This window comes from bacterium (assembly GCA_023150945.1).
In the GTDB taxonomy this organism is placed as follows: domain Bacteria; phylum Zhuqueibacterota; class Zhuqueibacteria; order Zhuqueibacterales; family Zhuqueibacteraceae; genus Coneutiohabitans.
Window position 1 is genome coordinate 133,288 of the sequence record JAKLJX010000012.1, and the last position, 15,779, is coordinate 149,066.

The following is a 15,779-nucleotide window of genomic DNA, read 5'->3' on the forward strand; positions in this document are numbered from 1 at the left end:
TGGCTTGATTCAAAAGATGCCGGACCATGCCACCGCCGCACCGGTGGCCAGCAACAACGTCCCACCGATCAGCCAGCCGGTCCAGCGCTTTTGCTCGACGCCGGCGTGCCAGCGTTCCGCCAGCGGCACGTTGCCCAGCCAGGCATTCAGCCGCGCTTGCACGACCGGGAGTGGGATGCCTTCCCCGGGAGCGCTGCCGCGCGCCAATGCAATGCCGACTACGCGGCCGGCAGCGTCAACTACCGGTCCGCCTGACTGGCCTTCGGGCACGGCAAAGCTCAGCACGAGCAGATCATCATCGCTGCGCACGATGCGGCCGCGATTCTGTGAGATGAACGGCGTTTGCGGGAATCCCAGCACGCTGATGTTGTCGCCCGGCGCCAGCGCTGCGCCGGGATGAAACAACAGCGTCGGCGAGAGGGCAAGAGTCTTTGCACGCACCGCCAGCAAGGCCAGCTCCGGCGTGCGCCACTTTTCGAGAATCAGCTTCGCCGAAACCGCCTCCGGGCGATTGTCGAGTTGAATCGCAAGCTCATTTTCGAGGCCGGCAATGACTTCGTTGGCGGTTAGGATAATGGCCAGCCCTTTCTGCGTTTTGCCGACTACCAATCCGCTGCCGTAGCGCTGGCCGTTGCCGGCGATGACTTTCACCACTGACGGTTGCGCGCGGCGATAAATGCTTTCCGGAATTTTGGCGATGGTGGTTTCGAGTAATTGCGCCCGGCCGGTTGCGCTGCCGGCCAGCGCGCTCAACAGCAGCAAGCGGCAGGCGAGCATTCGCGGCCTGAGGCGTGCGGCAAAACCGCACCTCTGAAAAGAATGAGTGTTCATGGGGCATCCCAGCGCTTTGCGTTAAGCGGGAAATGGGGCAGAGGAGTGAGGATTGCCTCCAAAGGGCTTTGTTTGGTGCCGGCAATATGTCATTGCCTGCCGCGAAAGTCAAGCGCATTCTGGTTGCGTGCGCTGGTTCCCCCGCTGCCGCATGACTTCATAACGGCATGTCATGGTGCCGGCATTTCCCCGGCGCAGGTCCAAACCGAAGGCGTGGAAAAGTGTCACGCAGAAGAACATTCACAGGGAGATTCATTACGCCCGCTTGGTGATGAGACAAAGGAGCATAACAATGAGAACATGGAAGGTTCTGCTGTTGGTTTCGGCAGTGATCGCCTCTGCCTGTCTGAAGCCGCTGCAAAAGGAAGTCAGCAATTCGCCGCCAGCCGGCGCGGGCAGCAGCTCGTCCGAGGAGAACATTGCGCCCGAACCAATTGGCGGCCTGGCGCTGTTGCAATCAGCGGTAAATCAACCGGAGGAAGTGCGCAAGGAGAATCGCGCGGGAACGGCAGTGGTGGCGGCGACCATCAGCAGTAATGGCCGCGTTGTGGAAACGCGCATCGTCAAAAGCTCAGGGTCCGCGGCGATGGATGCTGAGGCTATGCTGGCGGTGGCGCGCGCCTCCTGGAGGCCCGGCCGCCGCAATGGCGTGCCGGTCACCGCTACTGTCGAAGTCACTCTCAATTTCGGCCCGGGCTATTGATGCCTTTGCCCGCCGTTTCGGTTTCGCCGGCAGAACAGACAGCACCTTGCCGCAGGTGTTTTCGCTGGCGATTCTGTGGTCCTTAGTTTATTTAGACGGAATTGTTGCCTCAGAAGCGAAAGAACCCTTCCCTCGGAGGGAGGCAACCCAACTGATGCAGTCTTTGTTTGTCTGTTGGGTTGTTTCTACCTGTTGGCGACTTCCGCGTTGCGATGAAAGGGAATCGTTTGAATTCTGACGAGGATTTCGTTGCGGAACGGCAGGATGAAGTGTTTGTGAGGGAAATCTTGTGAGGAACTTGGCGAGGTGCTCAGATCTTCACCGGGACTGCTGGCTGACAGAAGGGTAGTCTTTGAAGTTGCCGATTCACCGCATCACTTTGCCGCCATCGATAACGATGGTCTGGCCGGTGATGAAGCCCGCCAATTCGGAGGCCAGAAAGAGAATCGTGCCGGCCACTTCTTCCGGCTTGCCCCAGCGGCCCATGGGCGCCTCCTGCGCCAGAGTCTCGCGCTGCGCCGGGCTGAGTTTTTCATACCAGCCGCTGGCAATGTTGCCGGGTGCAACGGCATTGGCGCGAATGCCGTATTTGCCGTATTCCAGCGCCAGATCGTGCATCAATCCCAGCACCGCCGCTTTGGCTTCGGTGTAGGGCGTGCCGCGATAGCCCACCAGCGCCGGCGTGGAGCTGACAAAGATCAACACGCCGCGCTGCTGCGCCACCATCAGCTTGAGGGCCTCCCGGCTGCAATAGCGCGCGCCGTCCAGGTCCACCGCGCGCACGCGTTGAAACCATTGTTCGCTCTCACGCTCGCCCATTTTGTGCAACGGCGTGTGCCACAATTCCTCCACCAGGGGATAACCGGCATTGCAAACCAGCACCTCCAGCCGGCCGTTGCTCCATTCCCGCAAACGCGCGAACATTTCGCCGACCGCCTGCGCCTCCGCGACATCGGCGGGCAGCGCCAGAGTCGCGACGCCATGGCGCGCCGCCAATTCACCGGCGACCGCCTGCGCTTCCACCGCCGAGCGGCTGTTGATGGCAACGCGGGCGCCACACTGCGCAAACATGCTGGCTGTGAGGCGGCCGGTGCCGCGCGTTCCGCCCGTAACCAGCACCACGGCCTCGCGCAAGCCCGGCAGGTGCAAATGCTCGAATGGTGAAAAAAGCGCGTTCATGGCGCCCCTCGGTTTGGCAGAGTTGGCAAAGCCGCCGGCGAAAATCGAGCTGAGCGGCGAATGGTTCAGATCAGCTTCTTGATCGCCGCCATGGCCTTGTCATAGTCGGGATGCTGCCCGATCTCGGGAACGTACTCGACATGCTGCACGATGCCGTTCCGGTCAATCACGAAGATCGCGCGGGACAGCACGCGAACTTCCTTGACCAGCGTGCCGTAGGCCAGGCCAAAACTGGTGTCGAGATGATCCGCGTAGGTTTTGACATTCTGCACGCCGGCGTTGCCGCACCAGATCGCCTGCGAGCACGGCAAATCCGTGCTAATGGTGAAAAACTGTGCGGCCTCGCCCAACTTGCCTGCCTCCTGGCTGAACCGCCGAATTTCTGCATCGCACACGCCGGTGTTGACCGACAAAATGGAGGATATCAAGGTGGGCTTGCCGCCCAGAGTTTCAAAACGAACCGTCTTCCAATCATTGCCCATCACAGTAAAAGCCGGCGCCCGGTCACCGACTTTGATTTCCGCACCCACCAAAGTGAGAGACTTGCCTGCGAGAGTCACTGCGCCCTTGCGTTCCGTCGCCATGTTTGCTCCATTGTTCAAATTGAAATGCACCTTCAGATGAAATACAATAATGGCGGCAATATAGAACTCCAGGCTTGCGAAAGCAAGGCTTGATTGCGGCTGCGGGTGGCTCAGGTGCGTGATTTGTTCAGATCCCGCCAGTCGAGAAATTGCCCGCGCGCCAGCGGCTGGCAAGTCGGGCAAAAAAAAGCATCATGTCCCAGCACGCCGGCACGCCGGATTTTGCTGCCGCACTTGGGGCAGGGCTGATCTTTGCGATTGCGCACCTGCATATGCTCGCGTACTTTCACTTCCAGCGCGGGCTGGGCGGCCGCCACCGCATGAATGCCCCATTGCATGACCGCGCGAATGCTGTGATACAGCCGCGTGATCTCCTCGTCACGCAATTGCGGGCACAAGGTCTTGGGATGGATGCCGGCGTGAAACAGAATCTCATCCGCGTAGGCGTTGCCGATGCAGCTCACGATCTTTTGATCCATGAGCAGCACGCGCACCTGCTTGCGGTTGCGCTTCACTTGCTGATGAAAGTACGCCGGCGAAAACGCCTCCGACAGGAGATCCGGCCCCTGGTCTGGAAAGCGCGGAATTTGCTGATAAGCCCCGGCCGCCGTCAAGTAGATCTTGCCCATCTTCTTGTCATCGAGGTAATGCAGGCGGCAGTGGCTCGGTTCACAAGCCAGGGTGAGAGCGCAGCTTGCCGCCGGTTTGGTATCGTCGCAGCACCATTGCAGCCGGCCGGCGAGCATGGGATGCAGGATTAATTCCTTTTCTCCTGACAGGCGGAAGACCAGGAACGGCCCGTGGCGCCGCACCGCCGTGCAAGTGCAGCCGGTGAGCGTCTCGGCAAAATCCGCGGGGAGCAGCATGCGTACCACCACCGGCTCGTGAATGTCGACGGCGGTGAAATGTTGGCCGACAAGCAACGGCTGCAGGCGTTCTTCCAAATAGACGAGATCAGGCAACTCGGGCATGCTTTTTCTCCACGGTGGGAAATGGGTAGGGCGAGAGGCCAGGCCGAGGAAGCAAGGCAACAGCCCACTCCTCTGGTTGCGCGGTGCAGCATTGGCGGGCATGAAACGGCGATTGCATAATTCCGGTTTTCTGCTATCTTTTTGCTGTAAGCAGCCGCTGGAGCACGGAGTTGCCCGGCGACGATTTGATTCACGAGAATGGCCGCGCGGCAAGATTCTTTCGACGTGCGGCATATACGCTTGCGAATATAGCGCGAAGCCGTTTGGGGCGCAAGCGTGAATTCCTCACTTCAACCCAGCGGGAGCCAAAATGACAAGACTCGGCAGAAGAGTGGGCGTGTTGGTGAGCCTGTGCTGCACACTCGCCACCGTGGCGGTGGCGCAAAGCGATTCCACGGCACTGCAGCCGACCACGGACAACGGGGAATGGTTCATTTTGAAAAAGGAGGATCTCGCTGGCGGCACGCATCACACCCGGCATGCCGAGATTTTCGGAAAGTACGTCACCGGCTACAATGCCTGGGTGTTGCAGGCCATCGACAAAGTGCAGGCCACTGCGGTCGAGGGCGGCGGCTATTTCACCGGCATCAAAGCCGTGCCCACCGAGTCGCCCGTCGGTTATGCGCTCACGCTGTTTGGCAAGCCGCTGCTGGCACCACCGCGGACCACGAGTTATTGCAGCGGCGCAACCTATGCCGCCTTCATCGAGCAGTTGAATCTGATGCTGCCGCAAGCCGGGCAGCAGCTCACGCCGGAACGGCTGGAGGCCCTGCGCATGCAGGAACCCGACGGCGGCCGCCGGGAAGATACGATCAAGTTCTGGGGCAAATGGAACGATGACGGTTTTGGCAACCATTACGCCCTGGTGCAGTACTCGCAGATGGGCACCGAAATCAAACCGCGCAATGCCCGGCCCGGTGACTTCATGAACATTTCCTGGAAGAAGGGCCTCGGCCACTCGGTGATTTTCCTGGGCTACTATCGCGATGAGAACGGCACCAAGAATGTCGTCTATTGGTCGAGCCAGACGCGCACCAACGGGTTCGGCGATGAAGTCGTGCCGCTGGAGCGCATCAAAGACGTGAAAGTTGTTCGCCTCACCGCGCCGCAGAATCTGCTGAGCTTCGATATCGACACCCCGGTGCAGCGCGACATTCCGGGAGACGTAATCGACTGGTGAATCCCGCGCCTGAGTGCCGCCTCAACCTTCATGACTTTGAGAACGGAGCATGATGATTAACCTTGCACCTCTGCTTTTGCTGTTGACCGGCTGGGCGTGCGCGGAGGATTCCAAGCCCGCGGTCCCGCCCCCGCCGGCAGCGACGCTGACGGTTCCTGAAATCACTGCCTACGACCTGGCGGCAAAGTCGCCGAGGGTCGTCAAGCTACCCAAGGATTTGCGCGAGATCTCCGGTCTGGCCTTCACCGAGGACGACCGGCTGTTGTGCCACAATGACGAGGCCGGCATCGTGTTCGAGGTGGACTATCGCACCGGCAAAATCGTGAAGCGGTTCTATCTCGGCCGGTTGCTGGTGCGCGGCGATTTCGAAGGTATTGCGGCACGCCGGGACACCGTGTTTCTGGTCGATTCCGGCGGCACCGTCTATCGCTTCCGTAACGTCAAAGACGGGCAGCATGCCGAGTATCAACGCCTCGCAACGCCGTTGCATGTGCGCAATGATGTTGAAGGATTGACCTACGATCCTGAAACCGATTGCCTGTTGCTGGCCTGCAAGGGCGAGCCGGGCAGGGGCTTGAGCAACACCAGCAAAGCAGTCTATGCGTTCTCGCTCAAGACGCGACGGCTGGAGGCCACGCCGCGATTTGTGCTCGCGCTGCCGGAAATCCTGCCGCACACCGGCGGCAAGGAATTCAATCCCTCGGCAATCGAACGCCATCCCATCACCGGCAATTTCTTCGTGCTGGCTTTCAACGGCATGGCGATCGTCGAATTGGATCGCACCGGCAAGCTGCTGGGCGTGACGAAACTGCCCAAGTCCGTGCACTCGCAACCTGAAGGTCTGGCGATTGCCCGGGACGGCACATTGATCATCGCAAACGAAGGTCAAAAAAAGGCGGGAACTTTGGTGATTTATTCCCCCAAAACCCAATAACCCAACTTTCAATACTATGGACGTCACCTATAAGACTTTTCAGAAAGAAGTGCTGGCCGCCAGCCACCAGACTCCGGTGCTGGTCGACTTTTGGGCAGAGTGGTGCGGGCCTTGCCGCATCCTCGGCCCAGTGCTGGAGAAACTGGCGCAGGAAGCGCAGGGCAAATGGCGATTGGTGAAAGTCAACACCGACATGGAGCCAGAGCTGGCGCAACAATTCAGAATACAGAGCATCCCGGCGGTGAAGTTGTTTTTCGATGGCAAGATGATCGCGGAGTTTCTCGGCGCGCTGCCGGAACGCGAAGTGCGGCGCTGGCTCGAACAGAATATTCCGAGCGCGGCCAGGCGTGAACTCGAAAGCGCGCGGGCGGCGCTGCAAAGCGGTGATCACGCTACCGCGCGCAAGCGGCTGGAAAGCGTGCTGAAATCCGATCCGCAGAATGTGGAAGCGCGCGTTTTGCTGGCCGGCCTGTGGGCGGCCGGTGACCTCGACAAGGCGCACGAGTTGGTGCGGGACATTCCCGAAGGCACGCCCTTTTCAAACAAAATCGAAGCCATCCAAACGCTGCACCGGCTGTCGCATCTTCCGGAAAGCGGTGGCGAACCGGCGGCAGACTGGCAGCTTTACCGCCAAGGCATTGCGGCCTTTCGCGCAGGGAACTACGCCGGCGCTTTGGAAGCTTGGGTCGAGATCGTCGGCCGCAACCGCCACCTCGATGAGGACGGCGCGCGCAAGGCCTGCGTGGCCTTGTTCACGCTGCTCGGCTCCGAGCATGAAATCACGCAGACTTATCATCGCCGCTTCACTTCAGCGCTGTATTGAGTGCGGCGGGTTGCGCTGCTGTGCCTCCGTTTTGTGGAATGCCTTCGGCAACAGCCGAGGGCATTCTTTTTTGCATATCGGCCGGGAGGCTGCCGTCCATTTCATCTTGGCAGCGGCGCTTCGCCCTGCCACTGCCGGCTCTCAGCGCGGCAAAACGGCAATTCCCGTGGGGTCGGCTTCGACCTCGATGGTCTTGATGACTTGAAAGGTGTGGGTGTCTATCACCTGCACGTTGCCGGGCGTGCTACCCTCGCTGCTGGGATGATGCGCCGGGTAGTCACCCTCGAGATTCTCGTTGGTCACATAGGCAAAACGCCCATCACGCGTGAAGGCAACGCCGTGCGGATTGGCAAAACCGGGCGCCGTGATGGTGGTTGCGACTTGATTATCCGCCACCCGAATGACCGTGACGTCGTTGGAGCCTTGATTGCAGACATAAACTTGTTTGCCGTCGGGCGTCACCTCGAGCAGAAAAGGCCTCTTGCCCACCGCGATCGTTGCAATCACGTTGCGGCCGGCAGTGTCGATCACCCGCACTTGATCCGCGGCGAAGCAGGTCACATAGGCCAGGCGATCGTCCGGCGTGAGCGCGATCTGCAACGGCTGATAAAGGGATGATTGCACCGGGTTCACGTCCGGTGCGAGCAGCACCGGGCCAAGTTCTTCGTAAGTGTCCGTGCGAATGATCGAAATGCTGTCGGAGAGATAGTTGGTGACGTACAGCAGCCGGCCGTCGCGGCTTAAGGCCAGGCCATGAGGGGCAAGCCCGACGCGCAGCTCACGCCGCACCGTCATGGTGTTGGTGTCGATCACCTGCACGCGGCGGCCACTGCTGAGAATTTCCCAATTGCTGACATAGGCGCGGCTGCCGTCCGGGCTGACCACGACATTTGCCGGCGAGCGGCCGGCACGGACTTTACCGGCGAGCGTGTCCGTGGCAACCTCGAACTTCCACACTTCGCCTTTGTCAATGAGCGTGACGTACCAGTACTTGCTTTGCGCATCGACAAACAAGTTGTGCGGCACGTCCAGGCGGGGTGAATCGCCGACAGGAAGCAACCGCGCGACGAGGTTGTGTTGCGTGGCAATCACCGCGACCAAGTCGTTGCCCTGGTTGGTGACATAGGCCTTTTCCGTAATGCCCTCGAAGGGCCGTACGCCAGCGTCGTTGCGCGCGCCCGCATCGATCCAGCGCGCCACAAAATCGGCGGTCCTGCTCGACAAAGTATCACGTCCGAGCGGCATGCGCGGGCTGGCGAGGCCGCGCAGATGTTCGATCATGTGGCTGTGCTGTGAGTTGCCCGAGATCACCACCTCGCCGAAACGCGAGCCGGCCATCACCTTCTCCCAGGAATCGAGCTGCAAGCCGGCGGCGCGATCGACCGAGTTGTGGCAACTGGCTGACATGCACTTTTGGTTGAAGATCGGCTGCACGTGTTGGGAATAAACAATCCGGTCGATTTTCGAGTAGTCAATCTCCTCGACGTCGGGCAGAGGTCCGGCAATTTCATGCCGGCAGCCAAACGTGAAGGCCAGTCCAACAGCGGCAGCAAGGCACAGGCAAGGCAGCAGGAGCTTCATGTACGAATCCTTTTGGTGCGCGCGACGAAGACAATTCAAAGTGGCAAAAAGATATTGAAACTGGAACTGGAATCCAATACCTTCATCGTCCCAATTGCGAGTGTGAGGGCTGTGCACAATCCCGTGGCAAGTTCCGCCCGCTGGCGCCGGCTGCCTCGGCGAGGGCGTGCGCCGTTGACTCAGAATCTACCACACAAAACGAAATCGAAGTGAGTGATGCTTCCCGTTGTGTTGGCCTATCATCAGGTTGGTGGCCGCAAAACCCTCGGCGTCACATGGACTACTGCGGCGCAATTCGAGCGCCAGATGGCCTGGCTGGCGGAAGCAGGTTATCGCACGGCCTCGCTCTCCGCCTGCTTGCGGCAGAGTGGCGCGCCGCCGGATCGCACGATTGTGCTCACGTTTGACGACGGCTTGCGTGGTTTGATCAAGCACGCCCTGGCGATTCTGGAGCGCTTCGGCTTCACGGCGACCGTCTATCCGGTGGCCGGCTATGTCGGCGCTGAGAATCGTTGGGATGTGAATTTCTTCGGGCGCCGCAACCAGCACCTCGATTGGAATGAGCTGCGCGAGCTGCAGGCGCGCGGTTGGGAGATCGGCAGCCACTCACTGCGCCATGCTTATCTGCCGACGCTGCCGGAGGCCGCTTTGTTCGAAGATCTGTTTGATTCCCGGCGGCTGCTCGAAGATCACCTGCAGATTCCGATTCGGCATTTATCGCTGCCGTTTGGCCGCGGCAGTAATCGCGTTTTTCTCACGGCACAGCGCGCCGGCTATGCGAGCGTGGCGTTGCTCGGCCCGCAACCTCGCGAGCTGCAGTGGGGCAGCCCACAGGCTGAAGCCGCGCCGCTGTGGTTGATTCCCCGCCGCGGCGTTTATTTGCATGATACGCTGCGCAGCGTGCAGCGCCGGGTGCAAGCACCGCTGGACTCCAGACGCGAGTATTGGCGCCAACGCACGATCAGTTTTTTTTCCAACGGCACGGTGATGGTCAAAGCGCTGGGCGAAATCTTGCAGCCGGTACGCCGGCAGGCGCATGAGTGAAGCGATTCTTGGTGAGATTATCTGCCGGCAGGGAAGGTTGAGAGAGGGAAACGGCCTAGAGGTGCAGCGCCAGGTTGGCATTTTGGGGCAAGGCGCGATAGATCGCTTTGGCGTCGTCACGGTTGAGTTCGAGCGCAATCCAGAAGCGATGTTCGGGCAGCCGGCGCTGGGCCAGAGAGTCGACCGTGGCGGCCGCGGTGTTCCACGTGCGTTGTGTTTCATACCACAACTTCTGCAAACGTCCCTCCCAAGACGGTGTCTGTTCCTGCTCCACAACGATGGTGAGATTGCGGTCGAATTCCCAGGTGAAGTGCACATCGCGGTCTTCGATCGGGATTTCGGTTTTGCGCTGCTCGGCTTCGATGGTATCCTTGGGCGCCTCGATGATGCGGATCGGCGCTTTGGGCAGGGTGGCAAGCTCGCGCTGCAAAATAAACGGGCTGGCCAACCACTGGCGCAGCCGGCCCTTGGCGGCGAGGTGATCCAGGGCGTCGCTGCGGTCATAGCGGACGATCCTGGACTGCCGCATTGGCACGCCTTTGACTTCCAGGATGATGAGGCTGTCACTGAGGTTGACCACCAGCCCGATGGAATCACTTTTGCTCATTTGATGCCGCACCTGCCAGAAGGCTTCCTCAATGGCCAGCGCCAGGCGTTTCTCGGCCAGCACCTGTTTTTCCGCCTCGTCTTCCGGTTCTTTGAGATGTTGATGATTGGAGGAGTCTACCGCGGCTGGTTTTGCCGGTGCAGCTTCGAAGGCCAGGTGGCGAACAGGCAGGGCCACGGCGAGCACAAACAGCGCCAGGGGCAGCGGCAGCAGAAAGAACAGGAATACCATCTGGGCCTTGCGATTGCCGGCGAGCAGGCGCAGCAATGGCAGGAAGGGTTTGCGCAACAGGAGTTTGATCTTGTGCAAAACGTTAGGCATGACCCGTCATCTCACTGCATCACATGATTCAATAAACGAAAACCTTCGAGCCGAGCTGCAACTTCTGATAGACAATGCGCAGATCGTCATCGCCCAACCGCACGCAGCCGTGCGTGACCGGCATGCCCAGCAGGCGCTGATACAACGTGCCGTGAATGAGGTAACCGTTGCCAAACGCCAGGGCATAATCGCCCAGCACGCCCCGCTCGAATCTTTCCGGCGAGTTGGGCGGCGGCACCGGCCGCCCTTCTTCGATGAAAGCCCAGTCCGGCATGCGCCAAACGGGATTTTTGACTTTGCCCTGAACGCGAAACATGCCGCGGGGTGTGGAAAAGATCCACTGCCGGTCATCCTGCGCCTTCAGTAACACGTAGCTGCCGGTGGAGCAGATGCCTTCATGCAGCAGTTTTTTGCCGGACATGACATAGATGCGATTGCCGGAGGAATTGACAATCACATAAGGCTGGCGCGGCACCAAGGCTTCCATGCGGCGCTGCAAACTGGCCACGCGCTTGCCGGCCTGCTGCACTTCGCGTTGCAATTGGGCAATTTCCATGTTGCGCGTTTCGAGAGAGAATTGTGATTCCGGCAGAATCGCGAACAGCCACTCGCGCAGCACCGGCGCAGCGAAGAGTGTCACCAGTGTGAACAGGAATCCCGTCAGCAGGCCGTAGGCGGCGGCGCGCAATCCCAACCTCGAAGGCGGCGGAGTGCGTCCTGCTTCCGGCTGCGGGCCGGCAGCAGGCAGTACCGGCTGCGCTTCCGGTGGCGGTGAGGGGGTGAGTCCTTTGTCGTCTGGGCGATTGTTCGCCCCCGCGGCGGTTTGTGAAGTTTGCTCAGGCGTCATCATGGCGTGCACCCAGGGAAGTGAAGCGAGTTGGAACGGTGCGTACAAATGCCGCTGGCGGCGCGCGGTGTCACCGTTGCCGAAGAATAGTGTGCGGCCAGGTTAGTGCAATGTGTTGCCATTCGTGGGCAGACCTTTTAGCGAACCAACGATGGTGACCGGCGTGCCGATGTCGGCGCGGTCATAAAGCTCGTCCATGTAGGCATTCTCCAGGGCGACGCAACCGGCGGTCCAGTTCGCGCCCTTGCCGCCATGGCCATGGATTTCAATCAAGCCGCCGATGGTGGCATAGCGTGAGAGTTCGCCGCGTTTGCGGGCCTCCAGGAATTTCTGTTGGTCTTCGCCGTTGGGATAATCGATCTGGAGCGCTTTGTAGTAGATGGTGTCGCGATTGGCTTTTTTCTTGAGGATGCGATAGCGGCCTTCAGGCGTGGCGTTATCGCCGCGCTGGCGTTTGTGGCCGAGCCATCGTGGCCCAAGCTCAACCGGATACTCGGCGCGCAGTTGCCCCCCTTGGTAGAGGTAGCATTTGTGCGCCATTTTGTCGACCACGAGGGCGACACTGTCGCTGGCCGCCGACCAGGCGATGGTCTCGGCGACCCAGCGCTTCCACTCCGGCACTTGGCGCAGGTAGCTTTCCAGTGTGGCCTTGGTGGTGCTCCAGGCGCCATTCACCAGCGGTTCGGCCGCTTGCAGTTTGGCTTTGGCGGTAAGGTAGTCTTGGCGCCAGTGGGCAAACTGGCTTTCCAGCACCATCAGCTCGCTGGCCACGAATTTTTGCCAAAGCGCCTTGTTGACCGGAATGCGCCGGGATTGCTCGCGAAATTCTTCCACCGTTTGTTGCAGGCGCGCGATGCCGAAGGTGGTGAGCAGCTCCAGGGAATCGCGCCGTGCCACGGCCAACCGGCCGGCAATGCGGCCGCAGAGTTTGGCATTCTCCGCCAGTTGCGCGGTGGCGCGAAAATCGCGGTTCCAAAACCATTTGCGGTTTTCGGTGTGCCAGGCGGTTCGGGCCTGTTCCAGGTAGGTTTCGGCCTGGCGAAAAACCTCGGGAGCGTAGCTGGCGGCTTCATGGCGGCGCGCCTCACTCACGGCCAGCCAGGCTTCTTGGAAAGGCTGGGAGGGCGCCGGCTCGTATGATGGAATACCGACGATGAGACTGGTGAGCACAACGACAAGGGCGGCGGCGGCTGTCATGGCACGCGCACGGCTCTGCGGGAGTCTGATTCTCTTCATCAGCTCGACCACATGTCCTGATAAATTCCGGCTCCTCGTCCTGAGCGTTTCAGCGATATGGCTGCGGAGAATCTGAAAAGTCATGGGGAAGGAAATGAGATTCCAAATAGAAAACCTCGGCCAGTGAGGTGTATTCGTGCCCAGGGCGCGAGCAGCACTTCACCGGTCGAGGCGGAAAAGGGGAATTGACAGAGATGATCGGTTAGCTGCGCGAACCCATCTTCTTACCGATCGCGTTTTCCAATTCCTGGATCACCGAGTCGATCTTGCTCATCGCAGCCTGCACTTTGTCGCGGGCCGTCAGATAGTCGTTGCTCGTCATCGCGTTTTGGGCTTCGCTCAAGCCGGATTCCACGGCATTGATGTCAGCCTGAATCATCTCCAACGCCGCGCGGCCTTCTTTGCCCTTGGGGGCTTTGGCCATCAGCTTCTTGGCAGCCTCAATCTTCGGCGCCACTTGGGCCATCAGGGTGTCGGCTTCCGCGCGTACTGCTTCTTTGTTGGTGGCAGCCGCATCGGATGCGGACTTGAAGGCGGCAATCGCAGAGTTCAGCAGGGCGGTGGCGCGGTCATAATTGCGCAGCAGCGCGAACTTCGAATTCTGTTGTTCCACCTCAGCTTGGGCGGCGCTCAGAGAGTCTTTCGCGGCATTGAACAAGTCCATCGCGTAGCGATTCGCTTCTGCGGTTTGGGCCGCCTGCATGGCCGCGTCGGCGTCTGCCAGCAATTGTTGGGGTGCCTCTTTGCATCCCATGACGAACATCAGAACCACGATGCCGAGAGAACTCAACAGAGTCTTGGCCTTCATAGAAGATACCTCCTAAAAGTTAATGAAATGTGGAAGAAACTCATGGGTCCAACTCGCAAACCTCCGGAGCCCGCCAAGCCGGTGCAATCTGGGACCCGCAATTACAACCGGACGAACCGCCATTCTTGATGCCTGCCTGCGCGCCAACCATCACGTGCGGGCGCAGCCGCCGCCCACATGGCCGGTGCTTTCGTCAGGTGAGCTGAAGACCGTTGGTCTCGATCAAGAAGATGCCGGGATTAGGGCCATCCTGTGGAAGAGTCGTCGCCTGGTGAAGCGACCACCAAGAATGGGGGAGGTTGAAGTGCAATGCGCAAACTCTTCTGCTACGGCTTTTTCCTCACAACTCCGGACAACTCAGCCTGGCGGCTTTTCAAATTGGCGATGAATCTAAACAAAAGAAAATTAAAAAGCAAGTGGCATGACGCAAGGCCGCAAAACACCATCGCGCACGCCACTTTTTGAGACCAGATCTGATTGCGGAGGCAGGGGAGAAAGGACTTCCTAAATGTCTGAAATCGCAAGAGGTGCAGCCGGCGCCGGAGTGGCTTTGCTGCGCCGGCCAGTGGCATGCCGAAGCGGGCTTATTCGAAATCGCGCTGCAGATATTTCTCCAGTTCGAGATGATCCTCGGTGCGCTCCTGAATCTTGCGCACCAGCTTTTCATTGAAGTCGCGCGCCATGTGGTGCCCCGCGATTTTCAGCAACTGATTCAGCGCGATGACCTCGGCGATGACCGTGATGTTCTTGCCGGGGAAGATCGGCAGCTTGACGTAGGGGATCTCGACTTCGAGAATCGTCGTCCTTTGCTCATCGATGCCGATGCGGTCGTAGTCTTCCTTGCTGTCCCACTCTTCGAGGTGGACTTCGACTTCGACGCGTTTTTGTGCACGGATCGAGCGGATGCCGAAGATGCTGCGCACGTCGATGATGCCCAAGCCGCGGATTTCCATATGATGCTGCAACAGCTCCGTACCCTGGCCGATCAAAATTCCGGCGGCTTTGCGGCTGATCTGCACGACGTCATCGGCCACCAGCCGGTGTCCGCGTTCCACCAAATCGAGCGCGATTTCGCTCTTGCCGATGCCGCTGCGCCCGGTGAACAACACGCCGATGCCGTACACGTCCACCAATGAGCCGTGCACCGTGATCTTCGGCGCGAATTTTTCATCGAGGTATTCGCTCAGCAGATGGGTCAGCTTCGTGGTCTTCAGGTGCGTGCGAAAGACGGAGATGCCGCGCTTGTTGGCAAGCTCCACCAGTTCGTGATGCGGAGGGTTGTTGTCAGTGACGATGAGACAGGGAATGTCGAAATTCAGCACCGGCTTGAGCGCCTTCAGCCGTTCGTGCGGCGTAAGTTCATCGAGATAGCGCAACTCGGTGTTGCCCAGAATCTGCACGCGGTCATAAGTGAAAACTTTGGTGAAGCCCGAGAGCGCCAGGCCGGGCCGGTGCAAATCGGCGTCCTTGATCACGCGCCGGAAGCTGTAGGTGCCGTTGACGATCTCGAGCGCCAGGCGCGAATGTGTTTCGTTGTACAACGTTCCGACGGTGAGATTTTCCATCAGATGACTCCTGCTCCCATCACTTTTCTTGAGACTGCTGGTGAGCGGCCAGCTGCCATTGCCGGCCCCATACGAAGCTGCCCGGCGGTTGGCCGGGCAGCTCGGTGAAACTCTTTCTCTGCTACATTGCGGCGACGCGTCTTTCTGTGAATTCCCGTTCCGCCTTGCTGTTGCTGCGTTTGTGCAAGCGACCCTTGTATTTCTTCAGTTGCCGTTCCAGCTTATCCACGGCCAGCGTGATCGACTTCCGGATGTTCTCACTTTTCTCCGTCGCCGCCAGCTTTTGCCCATACACCTTGACCAAAATTTCAGCCACCTGCGTTTGCTTCTCCCACGAGAGAATCACTTCTCCTTCGATGATGCCGTCATAGTATTTCTCCAATCGAGCAACTTCCTGTCTGGTGAAAGCCTTGAGGGGCTCAGGCGCGGTGAAATGGCGGGCCGTGATGTGGAGTTTCATTGCAACCTCCTTGGGGTTGGGGTTCGAGGAGAAAAAACGACCTCTGAACGTGGATTGAATGCACTGTCCTGTCATCCCGTTGGGGTGAGTGCAGGCAGGAACTTC

16 protein-coding genes are annotated in these 15,779 nt (G+C 59.6%); 5 read left to right on the top strand and 11 right to left on the bottom strand.

Features of this window, described 5'->3' with window-relative positions:
- Nucleotides 1–9: 9 nt before the first annotated feature.
- The gene (locus L6R21_16450) at nucleotides 10–777 is read right to left on the bottom strand and encodes a serine protease (GenBank protein MCK6560786.1); all 768 of its coding nucleotides are present in this window, start codon (nucleotides 775–777) and stop codon (nucleotides 10–12) included.
- A gap of 346 nt (nucleotides 778–1,123) precedes the next feature.
- Here L6R21_16450 and L6R21_16455 point away from each other — a divergent pair, with 346 nt between their 5' ends.
- Complete coding sequence (locus L6R21_16455; protein MCK6560787.1) at nucleotides 1,124–1,534, top strand: energy transducer TonB; 411 nt, start codon at nucleotides 1,124–1,126, stop codon at nucleotides 1,532–1,534.
- Between the two features lie 366 nt (nucleotides 1,535–1,900).
- Here the strand turns inward: L6R21_16455 and L6R21_16460 are convergent, their stop codons facing one another.
- The 3 genes from L6R21_16460 to L6R21_16470 form a co-directional block, all read right to left on the bottom strand.
- On the bottom strand, nucleotides 1,901–2,713 hold the full coding sequence (locus L6R21_16460; protein MCK6560788.1) for an SDR family oxidoreductase: 813 nt from the start codon (nucleotides 2,711–2,713) through the stop codon (nucleotides 1,901–1,903).
- Between the two features lie 65 nt (nucleotides 2,714–2,778).
- On the bottom strand, nucleotides 2,779–3,297 hold the full coding sequence (gene tpx, locus L6R21_16465) for a thiol peroxidase (GenBank protein MCK6560789.1): 519 nt from the start codon (nucleotides 3,295–3,297) through the stop codon (nucleotides 2,779–2,781).
- A gap of 110 nt (nucleotides 3,298–3,407) precedes the next feature.
- A complete protein-coding gene (locus L6R21_16470) occupies nucleotides 3,408–4,268 on the bottom strand; it encodes a DNA-formamidopyrimidine glycosylase (protein ID MCK6560790.1) in 861 nt (286 codons plus the stop codon).
- A 310-nt stretch (nucleotides 4,269–4,578) separates the two neighbouring features.
- Between L6R21_16470 and L6R21_16475 the strand changes: the two genes are divergently transcribed.
- Genes L6R21_16475 through trxA form a run of 3 tightly spaced genes read left to right on the top strand, consistent with a single transcriptional unit; the run spans nucleotide 4,579 to nucleotide 7,205 of the window.
- A complete protein-coding gene (locus L6R21_16475) occupies nucleotides 4,579–5,448 on the top strand; it encodes a hypothetical protein (GenBank protein MCK6560791.1) in 870 nt (289 codons plus the stop codon).
- 49 nt (nucleotides 5,449–5,497) lie between these two features.
- Nucleotides 5,498–6,382, top strand: coding sequence for a hypothetical protein (locus L6R21_16480; protein ID MCK6560792.1), 885 nt, complete (start codon nucleotides 5,498–5,500; stop codon nucleotides 6,380–6,382).
- Nucleotides 6,383–6,398: 16 nt separating this feature from the next.
- Nucleotides 6,399–7,205 carry a thioredoxin gene (gene trxA, locus L6R21_16485; protein ID MCK6560793.1) on the top strand — a complete coding sequence of 269 codons (807 nt, stop codon included), beginning with the start codon at nucleotides 6,399–6,401 and terminating at the stop codon, nucleotides 7,203–7,205.
- A gap of 141 nt (nucleotides 7,206–7,346) precedes the next feature.
- On the opposite strand, the gene L6R21_16490 is transcribed toward trxA, so the two are convergent.
- Complete coding sequence (locus L6R21_16490; GenBank protein MCK6560794.1) at nucleotides 7,347–8,786, bottom strand: beta-propeller fold lactonase family protein; 1,440 nt, start codon at nucleotides 8,784–8,786, stop codon at nucleotides 7,347–7,349.
- A gap of 216 nt (nucleotides 8,787–9,002) precedes the next feature.
- Between L6R21_16490 and L6R21_16495 the strand changes: the two genes are divergently transcribed.
- On the top strand, nucleotides 9,003–9,830 hold the full coding sequence (locus L6R21_16495; GenBank protein ID MCK6560795.1) for a polysaccharide deacetylase family protein: 828 nt from the start codon (nucleotides 9,003–9,005) through the stop codon (nucleotides 9,828–9,830).
- A gap of 55 nt (nucleotides 9,831–9,885) precedes the next feature.
- Here the strand turns inward: L6R21_16495 and L6R21_16500 are convergent, their stop codons facing one another.
- The 6 genes from L6R21_16500 to raiA form a co-directional block, all read right to left on the bottom strand.
- The gene (locus tag L6R21_16500) at nucleotides 9,886–10,758 is read right to left on the bottom strand and encodes a hypothetical protein (protein ID MCK6560796.1); all 873 of its coding nucleotides are present in this window, start codon (nucleotides 10,756–10,758) and stop codon (nucleotides 9,886–9,888) included.
- A 28-nt stretch (nucleotides 10,759–10,786) separates the two neighbouring features.
- Nucleotides 10,787–11,608 carry a L,D-transpeptidase gene (locus L6R21_16505; protein MCK6560797.1) on the bottom strand — a complete coding sequence of 274 codons (822 nt, stop codon included), beginning with the start codon at nucleotides 11,606–11,608 and terminating at the stop codon, nucleotides 10,787–10,789.
- Nucleotides 11,609–11,707: 99 nt separating this feature from the next.
- Nucleotides 11,708–12,802 carry a L,D-transpeptidase gene (locus tag L6R21_16510; protein MCK6560798.1) on the bottom strand — a complete coding sequence of 365 codons (1,095 nt, stop codon included), beginning with the start codon at nucleotides 12,800–12,802 and terminating at the stop codon, nucleotides 11,708–11,710.
- 241 nt (nucleotides 12,803–13,043) lie between these two features.
- On the bottom strand, nucleotides 13,044–13,649 hold the full coding sequence (locus L6R21_16515; GenBank protein ID MCK6560799.1) for a DUF4398 domain-containing protein: 606 nt from the start codon (nucleotides 13,647–13,649) through the stop codon (nucleotides 13,044–13,046).
- Between the two features lie 584 nt (nucleotides 13,650–14,233).
- A complete protein-coding gene (gene hprK, locus L6R21_16520; GenBank protein ID MCK6560800.1) occupies nucleotides 14,234–15,214 on the bottom strand; it encodes an HPr(Ser) kinase/phosphatase in 981 nt (326 codons plus the stop codon).
- A gap of 121 nt (nucleotides 15,215–15,335) precedes the next feature.
- Entirely contained in the window at nucleotides 15,336–15,674 is a 339-nt protein-coding gene (raiA, locus tag L6R21_16525) for a ribosome-associated translation inhibitor RaiA (GenBank protein ID MCK6560801.1), read from the bottom strand.
- Between the last annotated feature and the right edge of the window lie 105 nt (nucleotides 15,675–15,779).

Excerpts from the sequence above, each read along its gene's own strand:
- L6R21_16450 (MCK6560786.1), bottom strand. The coding sequence starts at position 777 with ATGCTCGCCTGCCGCTTGCTGCTGTTGAGCGCGCTGGCCGGCAGCGCA.
- L6R21_16455 (MCK6560787.1), top strand. The coding sequence starts at position 1,124 with ATGAGAACATGGAAGGTTCTGCTGTTGGTTTCGGCAGTGATCGCCTCT.
- L6R21_16460 (MCK6560788.1), bottom strand. The coding sequence starts at position 2,713 with ATGAACGCGCTTTTTTCACCATTCGAGCATTTGCACCTGCCGGGCTTG.
- tpx (MCK6560789.1), bottom strand. The coding sequence starts at position 3,297 with ATGGCGACGGAACGCAAGGGCGCAGTGACTCTCGCAGGCAAGTCTCTC.
- L6R21_16470 (MCK6560790.1), bottom strand. The coding sequence starts at position 4,268 with ATGCCCGAGTTGCCTGATCTCGTCTATTTGGAAGAACGCCTGCAGCCG.
- L6R21_16475 (MCK6560791.1), top strand. The coding sequence starts at position 4,579 with ATGACAAGACTCGGCAGAAGAGTGGGCGTGTTGGTGAGCCTGTGCTGC.
- L6R21_16480 (MCK6560792.1), top strand. The coding sequence starts at position 5,498 with ATGATGATTAACCTTGCACCTCTGCTTTTGCTGTTGACCGGCTGGGCG.
- trxA (MCK6560793.1), top strand. The coding sequence starts at position 6,399 with ATGGACGTCACCTATAAGACTTTTCAGAAAGAAGTGCTGGCCGCCAGC.
- L6R21_16490 (MCK6560794.1), bottom strand. The coding sequence starts at position 8,786 with ATGAAGCTCCTGCTGCCTTGCCTGTGCCTTGCTGCCGCTGTTGGACTG.
- L6R21_16495 (MCK6560795.1), top strand. The coding sequence starts at position 9,003 with ATGCTTCCCGTTGTGTTGGCCTATCATCAGGTTGGTGGCCGCAAAACC.
- L6R21_16500 (MCK6560796.1), bottom strand. The coding sequence starts at position 10,758 with ATGCCTAACGTTTTGCACAAGATCAAACTCCTGTTGCGCAAACCCTTC.
- L6R21_16505 (MCK6560797.1), bottom strand. The coding sequence starts at position 11,608 with ATGATGACGCCTGAGCAAACTTCACAAACCGCCGCGGGGGCGAACAAT.
- L6R21_16510 (MCK6560798.1), bottom strand. The coding sequence starts at position 12,802 with ATGACAGCCGCCGCCGCCCTTGTCGTTGTGCTCACCAGTCTCATCGTC.
- L6R21_16515 (MCK6560799.1), bottom strand. The coding sequence starts at position 13,649 with ATGAAGGCCAAGACTCTGTTGAGTTCTCTCGGCATCGTGGTTCTGATG.
- hprK (MCK6560800.1), bottom strand. The coding sequence starts at position 15,214 with ATGGAAAATCTCACCGTCGGAACGTTGTACAACGAAACACATTCGCGC.
- raiA (MCK6560801.1), bottom strand. The coding sequence starts at position 15,674 with ATGAAACTCCACATCACGGCCCGCCATTTCACCGCGCCTGAGCCCCTC.